Raw genomic sequence first — 8,066 nt, 5'->3', positions numbered from 1 at the left:
GTAGTCGGCCACGCCGGACAGGCGCGTATGCACGTCGGCGCCGCCCAGGTCCTCGGCGCTCACCTCCTCGCCGGTGGCGGCCTTCACCAGCGGCGGGCCGCCCAGGAAGATAGTGCCCTGGTTCTTGACGATGATCGACTCGTCGCTCATCGCCGGCACGTACGCGCCGCCGGCGGTGCACGAGCCCATCACCACCGCGATCTGCGGGATGCCCTGCTTGGACAGGTTGGCCTGGTTGTAGAAGATGCGGCCGAAGTGGTCGCGGTCGGGGAACACGTCGTCCTGGTTGGGCAGGTTGGCGCCGCCGGAATCGACCAGGTAGATGCACGGCAGGTTGTTCTGCTCGGCGATCTCCTGCGCGCGCACATGCTTCTTGACCGTCATCGGGTAATACGTGCCGCCCTTGACGGTGGCGTCGTTGCAGACGATCACGCACTCCTGCCCGGCCACGCGGCCGATACCGGTGATGATGCCAGCGCCCGGCGCGGCATCGTCGTACATGTCGTAGGCGGCAAGCTGCGACAGCTCCAGGAACGGCGTGCCCGGGTCGAGCAGTTGCTGCACGCGGTCGCGCGGCAGCAGCTTGCCGCGCGACAGGTGCTTGTTGCGCGCATCGTCACCGCCGCCCTGCGCCAGCTTTGCGACCTTCGCCTTGAGGTCGGCCACCAGTTCCCGCATCGCGTCGGCGTTGGCCTTGAACGATTCCGAGCGGGCGTTCAGTTTGGTTTCCAGCGTGGGCATCGTATCGTCTCATTGCTAGGGTCTTGGTGGGGATCCGTCCAGCCTGCGCTGCATGCGTGGGATGGAGGCCGGCCTATGTGGCGATGCTCATGGCGCTTCCCCGATCATGTCGCCATCCACATAGAGCCAGCGCGGGGTCTCGCCGGGCGCGCGCGGCTCGTGCACGAAGCGGCTGCGCTCATGCAGCCGCCAGGCGCGCCCGCCGACCTTGTAGCGCGCGACGAACTCCACTTCGGCATGGGTGTCGTCCTGCTGCGCGTGCGCCTTCACCGACAACCCGAGCCAGCGCGTGGCGGTGTCTGGCGCAAGGTCCGCCGGACAGGTAGACGGATGCCACGTCTGGCGCAGCCAGTCAGTGTCGTTCAGCACATAGGCGCTGTAGCGCGAGCGCATCAGCGCTTCCGCGTTGGGCGGCAGCGCCTCGCCGCGATGGAAGCGGCCGCAGCACGCAGCATAGTCGGCGCCGCCGCATGGGCACGGCACCGGACCGGCCTTGGGCGGGCGGCGCGCGGTCATCCCACCAGCTCCGGCAGCTCGCGCATGTCGGTGAAGAGCGTGTGTGCACCGGCTTCGCGCAGCGACGCGGCGTCGTTGCGCGCGGCGTAGCCGAACACCGTCATGCCCGCGGCCACGCCGGCGGTGACGCCGGTGGGGCTGTCTTCGATCACGGCGCACCGCGCCGGCTCGACGCCCATGGTGCGCGCCGCCAGCAGGTACACGTCGGGCGCGGGCTTGCTGCGCGCCACTTCGGTGGCGGAGAAGATATGCTCGCGCTCATCCTGCTGGAACAGCTCGACCAGCCCGGTCTTGGTCAGCTGCAGCTTGACCTTGATGCGGTCCGCGCCCGACGCCACGCACACCGGCATGCCGGTGGCGGCGATCTTGCCGATGGCGTCGCGCACATGCGCCACGGCCGCCACTTCGGCCTCGAGCACCGCGTTGCGGCGCGCCAGCCAGGTCGACAGCCAGTTCTCGGGCAGCGGCGCGCCGCGCATGCGTTCGATCATGCCCAGTTCCTCGCGCACGGCGCGGCCGAGGAACAGGCGCGTGGAGTCTTCCAGCGAGATCCCGATGCCGAGTTCGTTCAGCATCTGGTTGAGCACGCGGTTGACGATGGGCTCGCTGTCGACGAGCACGCCGTCGCAGTCGAAGATCACGCAATCGAAACGGCCGGAATGGCCCTGGGTTACTGCGGTCATGCGGGTTTCTTTTCCTTGTTGTCCAGGCGGTCGTGCCGCCTGTTGCCGGGGGCGCCGGCGGCACATGGCATCATCGTACGCTTTTTAAGCCCGGGTCAGGCCAGCGCGCGCGCAATCAGGATCTTCTGGATATCGCTGGTGCCCTCGTAAATCTGGCACACGCGCACGTCGCGGTAGATGCGCTCGACCGGGAAGTCGCTGACATAGCCATAGCCGCCGAACACCTGGATCGCGTCCGAGCAGACCCGCTCCGCCATTTCGCTGGCAAAGAGCTTGGCCATCGCCGCTTCCTTCAGGCACGGGCGGCCGGCGTCGCGCAGCGCCGCCGCGTGCCACACCATCTGGCGCGCGACGTCGATGCGCGTGGCCATCTCGGCCAGGCGGAACTGCACCGCCTGGTGCTGGAACAGGGGCTGGCCGAAACTCTCGCGTTCCCTGGCGTACGCCAGCGCCGCTTCAAACGCGGCGCGCGCCATGCCGATGCTCTGCGAGGCGATGCCGATGCGCCCGCCCTCCAGCCCCGACAGCGCCATCTTGTAGCCGCCGCCCTCGTCGCCCAGCAGGTTGGCCGCCGGCACGCGGCAGTCCTCGAACAGGATCTGCGCGGTGTCCGACGAATGCTGGCCGAGCTTGTCTTCCAGCCGCGCCACAACATAGCCGGGCGTGGAAGTCGGCACGATAAACGCGCTGATGCCGCGCTTGCCGGCGGCCTTGTCGGTCACCGCCAGCACGATCGCCACGTCGGCGTTCTTGCCGCTGGTGATGAACTGCTTGACGCCGTTGAGCACGTAGTCGTCGCCGTCACGGACCGCCGTGGTGCGCAGCGCCGAGGCATCGGAGCCGACGTGCGGCTCGGTCAGGCAGAACGCGCCGAGCATCTCGCCGCGCGCCAGCGGCACCAGCCACTGCTGCTTCTGCGCCTCGCTGGCGAATGACATCAGCATGCTGCACACCGGGCAGTTGTTGACGCTGATGACGGTGGAGGTGCCGCCGTCGCCGGCCGCGATCTCTTCCAGGATCAGCGCAAGCGACAGGTAGTCCAGGCCGGCGCCGCCGTATTCTTCCGGCACGGCCACGCCATAGGCGCCCAGCGTGGCCAGTTCGCGATGCACGTCCTTGGGAAAGGTCTTGTCGCGGTCCCACTGCGCGGCCTGCGGCGCGATCACCTCCTGCGCGAACTGGCGCACGGCGTCGCGGATCATTTCCTGTTCGGGGGTCAGCAGCATATCGATGGTCGGTTGGTCGTGCGCGCCGCGATCACCAGGGGATCGGCGTGCCGTCGTAGTTGTGGAAAGTGCCGTTGTCGCGCCGCTTGACGCCGGCCAGCACCTGGCGCATGCCCTTGACGCTCTGCTGCACGGTCAGGTCGGCTTCCTGGCCGCCCATGTCAGTCTTGACCCAACCGGGGTGCAGCGCCACGCAGGTGGCATGGCGCGCGTCGAGCGAGACCGCGCGCAGCGCTGCGTTGGCGCCGGCCTTGCTGACGCGGTACAGCCAGCTGCCGTTGTGCTCCATGCCGCCGATGCTGCCCATGCGCGAGGACAGCACCGCCAGCACGCCGCCGTGGCCGGACTGTCCGGCCTCGACATAGGGCAGCACCAGCGGCAGCGCCATCATCGGGCCGAGCACGTTGACGTGCATCACCCGGTCGAAGTCCTGCGGCGTCACCGGCTGCGCGCCTTCGGTGCGCGGGCCCAGCACGCCGGCGTTGTAGATCGCCACGTCGAGCGCTTCGCCGTCGAGCTTCCAGCCCAGCCCGGCGACAGCGCCGGGATCCGACAGGTCTACCTGATGGGCTTCGGCGCCAAGCGCCTGCAGCGCGCCCACGCCTTCCAGCGTGCGTGCCGCCGCGATGACGCGCCAGCCGTCGGCGCGGTACTGGCGGACGAATTCAAGGCCGATGCCGCGGGAGGCACCGAGGATCAGGACGGTTGGCAAGGGTTGCTCCTTGGTCTGGTACCGACGGGTTCAGCAAACTGCCTCTGCATGGCTCCCCTCTCCCGCATGCGGGAGAGGGGAGAAAACAAGCGGGAAGCGAAAGCCCTTACAGGATCTCAATCCCCACCGCCGTTGCCTCACCACCACCAATACACAAGCTCGCCACCCCACGCTTGCCGCCGGTCTTGCGCAGCGCGCCGATCAGCGTGGTCATGATGCGCGCGCCCGAGGCCCCGATCGGATGCCCCAGCGCACACGCGCCGCCGTGGATATTGACCTTGTCGCGCGGGATCTTCAGATCGTGCATCGCCGCCATCGGCACCACGGCGAAGGCCTCGTTGATCTCGAACAGGTCGACGCTGTCGGTGTTCCAGTCCAGCTTGCGGTACAGCTTGGCGATGGCCTCCACCGGCGCGGTGGTGAACCAGCCCGGCGCCTGCGCATGCGTAGTGTGGCCCAGCATGCGGGCGATCGGCTGCAGGCCCAGCTTTTTCGCCGTGGAAGCGCGCATCATCACCAGCGCCGAGGCGCCGTCGTTGATCGACGACGACGATGCGGCGGTGATGGTGCCGTCCTTGGCAAAGGCGGGCTTCAGCGACGGGATCTTGTCGAGCTTGATGCGGCGCGGGCCTTCGTCGGTGTCGATCACCGTGTCGCCGCCCTTGCCCGATACCGTCACCGGCGCGATTTCCCAGCGGAAGTCGCCCTTCTCGGTGGCCTGCTGCGCGCGGCGCACGCTTTCCATCGCGAATTCGTCCTGCTGCTGGCGCGTGAAGCCATACTTGGCGGCGCAGTCCTCGCCGAAGGTGCCCATGGCGCGGCCCTTGTCATACGCGTCTTCCAGGCCGTCCAGCATCATGTGGTCGTAGATCATGCCGTGGCCGATGCGATAGCCGCCGCGGCCCTTCGGGATCAGGTACGGCGCGTTGGTCATGCTTTCCATGCCGCCGGCGACCGCGACATCGAACGAGCCCGCGATCAGGCCGTCATAGACGGTCATCGCCGCGCGCATGCCCGAGCCGCACATCTTGTTGACGGTGGTGCAGCCCACGGCCAGCGGCAGGCCCGCGCCCAGCGCGGCCTGGCGTGCCGGCGCCTGGCCCTGGCCGGCGGGCAGCACGCAGCCGAACACCACTTCTTCCACCTGCTCCGGCTTCAGGCCGGCGCGCTCTACCGCCGCGCGGATGGCGGCGGCGCCGAGCTGCGGCGCGGTCACGCTGGCAAATTCGCCCTGGAACGCAGCCATAGGCGTGCGGGCGGCTGAAACGATGACGATCTCTTCCATGTCGGGTCTCCTGGATCGGTATGGTTGCGTAAGTGGTGCCTGGTGCAGGACCAGCGCGTCAGCGGATTGACGCCTGCGGCGGATCGCCGTACTGGCGGTAGGCCGCGGCCAGTTGCTCGCGCAGCTCGTCGTTGTTGCTGGCGGCCATGCCCAGGTCGCGCAGCAGGCCGTCGGACACGCCGTAGATCCAGCCGTGCACCGTGACGGCCTGGCCGCGGTCCCAGGCGTCCTGGATCACCGTGGTCTGGCAGATATTGCTGACCTGCTCGATCACGTTCAGTTCGCACAGCCGGGTATGCGCGTCTTCCTCGCGCAGGACGGTGCCGAGGTAGGCCTCGTGCTTGTCGGCCACGTCGCGCACATGGCGCAGCCAGTTGTCGGCCAGGCCGATACGCTCGCGCTTGAGCGCGACCTTGACGCCGCCACAGCCGTAGTGGCCCACCACCGTGATATGGCGTACCTTGAGCACTTCCACGGCGAACTGGATCACCGACAGCGCGTTCAGGTCGCTGTGCGCGATCACGTTGGCGATATTGCGGTGGACGAACACCTCGCCCGGGGCCAGTCCCAGGATCTGGTTGGCCGGCACGCGCGAATCGGAGCAGCCGATCCACAGGTATTCCGGCGCCTGCTGGTTGGCCAGGCGGGTGAAGAAGGTTGGATCTTCCGCGTTGACGCGGTCCACCCAGTCACGGTTGTTGCGGAACAGCTGGGCGATGGCGTCATTCATGCGACTCTCCTTGCAGGGTCGGCGGCAGGCAGTTCAGAGACAGCGCCGTAGCGGTTGATGAATCGCTCGGCAGGGTGATAGGCAAAAAAGTCATGGACATGTCCGGCCAGCAGCCGGTCCTTGTGACCCTGCCACATGGCAGGGTCGAAAAAATCCGCGTGGTGCCGCAGGAACGCCGCGCGCACGCGCGCATCGCCCAGCAGGAACGTGCGGAATGTCTCGGGAAAAATATCGTGCGGACGCACCGTGTACCAGACCTCGCCCGACATCTCCTCTTCCTCGTTGCGCGGTTGCGGCACGTTGCGGATATTGCAATCGGTCAGGTACTCGATCTCGTCGTAGTCGTAGAACACCACGCGCCCGTGCCGCGTGACGCCGAAGTTCTTGTACAGCATGTCGCCCGGGAAGATATTGGCGGCCATCAGTTCCTTGATGGCGTTGCCGTATTCCAGCACGCCGTGCTCTACCTGCGCGTCGGTGCCTTCCTGCAGGTAGATGTTCAGCGGCGTCATGCGGCGTTCGATATAGACGTGGCGCACCACGATTTCCTCGCCGCCGTGCTTGTCGCGCTGGTATTCGATCATCGACGGCGCGTGCTGCTCGAACTCGCGCACCAGCGCTTCATCGAAGCGCGACAGCGGGAAGGCCACGTCGGAGTACTCCAGCGTATCGGCCATGCGGCCGACGCGATCGTGCTGCTTGACCAGCTGGTACTTCGACTTCACCAGTTCGCGCGTGGTTTCCTTGGGCGCCGGGAAGAAGTCCTTGATGACCTTGAACACGTACGGGTACGACGGCAGCGTGAACACCAGCATCACCAGCCCGCGGATGCCGGGCGCGACGATGAACTTGTCCGACGAATGCTGCAGGTGATGCAGGAAATCGCGGTAGAACAGGTTCTTGCCCTGCTTCTGCAAACCCAGCGACGTGTAGATCTCCGCGCGCGGCTTGCGCGGCATGATGTCGCGCAGGAAGGTCACGTAGGCCGACGGGATCTCCATGTCGACCATGAAGTAGGAATGCGTGAACGAGAACAGGATCAGCAGCTGTTCTTTCTTCAGCAGCACCGAGTCCAGCACCAGCTTGCCCGACGGGCCGTGCACGATCGGGATCGCCAGCGGGAAGGTGCGGTCGCCGTTCAGGATGCGGCCGATGATGAAGGCCGACTTGTTGCGGTAGAACAGCGACGACAGCGTATGGATCTGGAAATTCGGCGCGGTGCGGAAGTCGCCGAAATGCTCGCCGACGGCGCGCACCACGTAGCCGATATCGCGCGCCAGGTCTTCGAACGGGCGCTCCAGCTGGAAGTTGTGCACGATGCGCTCGAAGCACGCCGCCATGCCCTCGCGGCTGCCCGGATAGTAGGCGCGGAAGGTCGGCCGCGTCGGCGATTCCTCGTTCTCGATGTACTCGGTCGAGATCGCCGGGCGCACGAAGATGAAATCGTTGTTGAAGTACGAGCGGTGCAGGATGCGCGTGCAGACCGAGTTGAAGAAGGTCTCGGCCAGTTCGGGCTGGTGGTGGTTGGTCAGCAGCCCGATGTAGTGCAGCTTGATCTGCTGCCAGATCTCGTCGTCGATGTTCTCGGCGTCGTACTCGTCTTCCAGGATGATGCTCGATTCGCGCACGCGCTCGTTATAGAAGGCGATGCGGTCGCGCTGGATCTGCTGCAGCCCGTGCCAGTCGCCGGCCTCGAACTTGAGCTTGGCCTGGTGGCTGACCTCGCGGAACAGCCGGTAGTGCTTGTCGAACCCGTCGAGCATCGTTCTCGCCACATCGAAGGCAATCTGCGAAGAGAGCAGTTTGGGGAAGTGGGACATGGGTCGACGGGGGCGACTGCGTGACGGTCTTGCGACGGGTAGTGAGATTGTAAATGGGTTCCGGGGGAGCGCTGCGGATGTCCGGGGGCGCCGGAGGTGAATCCGGCGCCCCTCCCGGCATGCCGTTACATCGTTTCCGCGAACAGCTCGCGGCCGATCAGCATGCGGCGGATCTCAGACGTGCCGGCGCCGATCTCGTACAGCTTGGCGTCGCGCCACAGGCGCCCGGCCGGGTATTCGTTGATATAGCCGTTGCCGCCCAGGATCTGCACGGTCTCGCCCGCCATCCAGGTGGCCTTCTCGGCCGTGTACAGGATCACCGCGGCGCAGTCCTTGCGCACCTGGCGCACGTG

General features: G+C 66.7%; 9 protein-coding genes. All 9 read right to left on the bottom strand.

What is annotated here, in order from left to right; translation table 11 throughout:
• Positions 1-741: carboxyl transferase domain-containing protein (locus E1J61_RS35790; RefSeq protein ID WP_305791070.1), on the bottom strand; the 741-nt coding region annotated here is incomplete at its 3' end.
• A gap of 87 nt (positions 742-828) precedes the next feature.
• Positions 829-1,257, bottom strand: a complete 429-nt coding sequence (locus tag E1J61_RS35785; RefSeq protein ID WP_133098511.1) for a YchJ family protein — start codon at positions 1,255-1,257, stop codon at positions 829-831.
• The gene (locus E1J61_RS35780) at positions 1,254-1,940 is read right to left on the bottom strand and encodes an HAD family phosphatase (RefSeq protein WP_133098510.1); all 687 of its coding nucleotides are present in this window, start codon (positions 1,938-1,940) and stop codon (positions 1,254-1,256) included. Before E1J61_RS35780 ends, E1J61_RS35785 begins: the two co-directional genes overlap by 4 nt.
• A 95-nt stretch (positions 1,941-2,035) precedes the next feature.
• Entirely contained in the window at positions 2,036-3,166 is a 1,131-nt protein-coding gene (locus tag E1J61_RS35775; protein WP_133098509.1) for an acyl-CoA dehydrogenase family protein, read from the bottom strand.
• Between the two features lie 31 nt (positions 3,167-3,197).
• Positions 3,198-3,878, bottom strand: coding sequence for an SDR family oxidoreductase (locus E1J61_RS35770; RefSeq protein WP_133098508.1), 681 nt, complete (start codon positions 3,876-3,878; stop codon positions 3,198-3,200).
• Between the two features lie 106 nt (positions 3,879-3,984).
• Complete coding sequence (locus E1J61_RS35765) at positions 3,985-5,163, bottom strand: acetyl-CoA C-acetyltransferase (RefSeq protein ID WP_133098507.1); 1,179 nt, start codon at positions 5,161-5,163, stop codon at positions 3,985-3,987.
• Positions 5,164-5,221: 58 nt separating this feature from the next.
• Complete coding sequence (gene can, locus E1J61_RS35760) at positions 5,222-5,893, bottom strand: carbonate dehydratase (protein ID WP_133098506.1); 672 nt, start codon at positions 5,891-5,893, stop codon at positions 5,222-5,224.
• Positions 5,890-7,713, bottom strand: a complete 1,824-nt coding sequence (gene aceK, locus E1J61_RS35755) for a bifunctional isocitrate dehydrogenase kinase/phosphatase (RefSeq protein WP_133098505.1) — start codon at positions 7,711-7,713, stop codon at positions 5,890-5,892. The genes can and aceK overlap by 4 nt, the downstream gene beginning before the upstream one ends.
• 125 nt (positions 7,714-7,838) lie before the next feature.
• The coding region (locus E1J61_RS35750; protein ID WP_256376155.1) for an acyl-CoA dehydrogenase family protein at positions 7,839-8,066 on the bottom strand (228 nt) is incomplete at its 5' end.

Origin of the sequence: Cupriavidus sp. L7L (assembly GCF_004353535.1) — a bacterium.
Taxonomy (GTDB): Bacteria; Pseudomonadota; Gammaproteobacteria; order Burkholderiales; family Burkholderiaceae; genus Cupriavidus; species Cupriavidus oxalaticus_A.
This window is presented reverse-complemented; position numbering and strand designations above follow the sequence as displayed.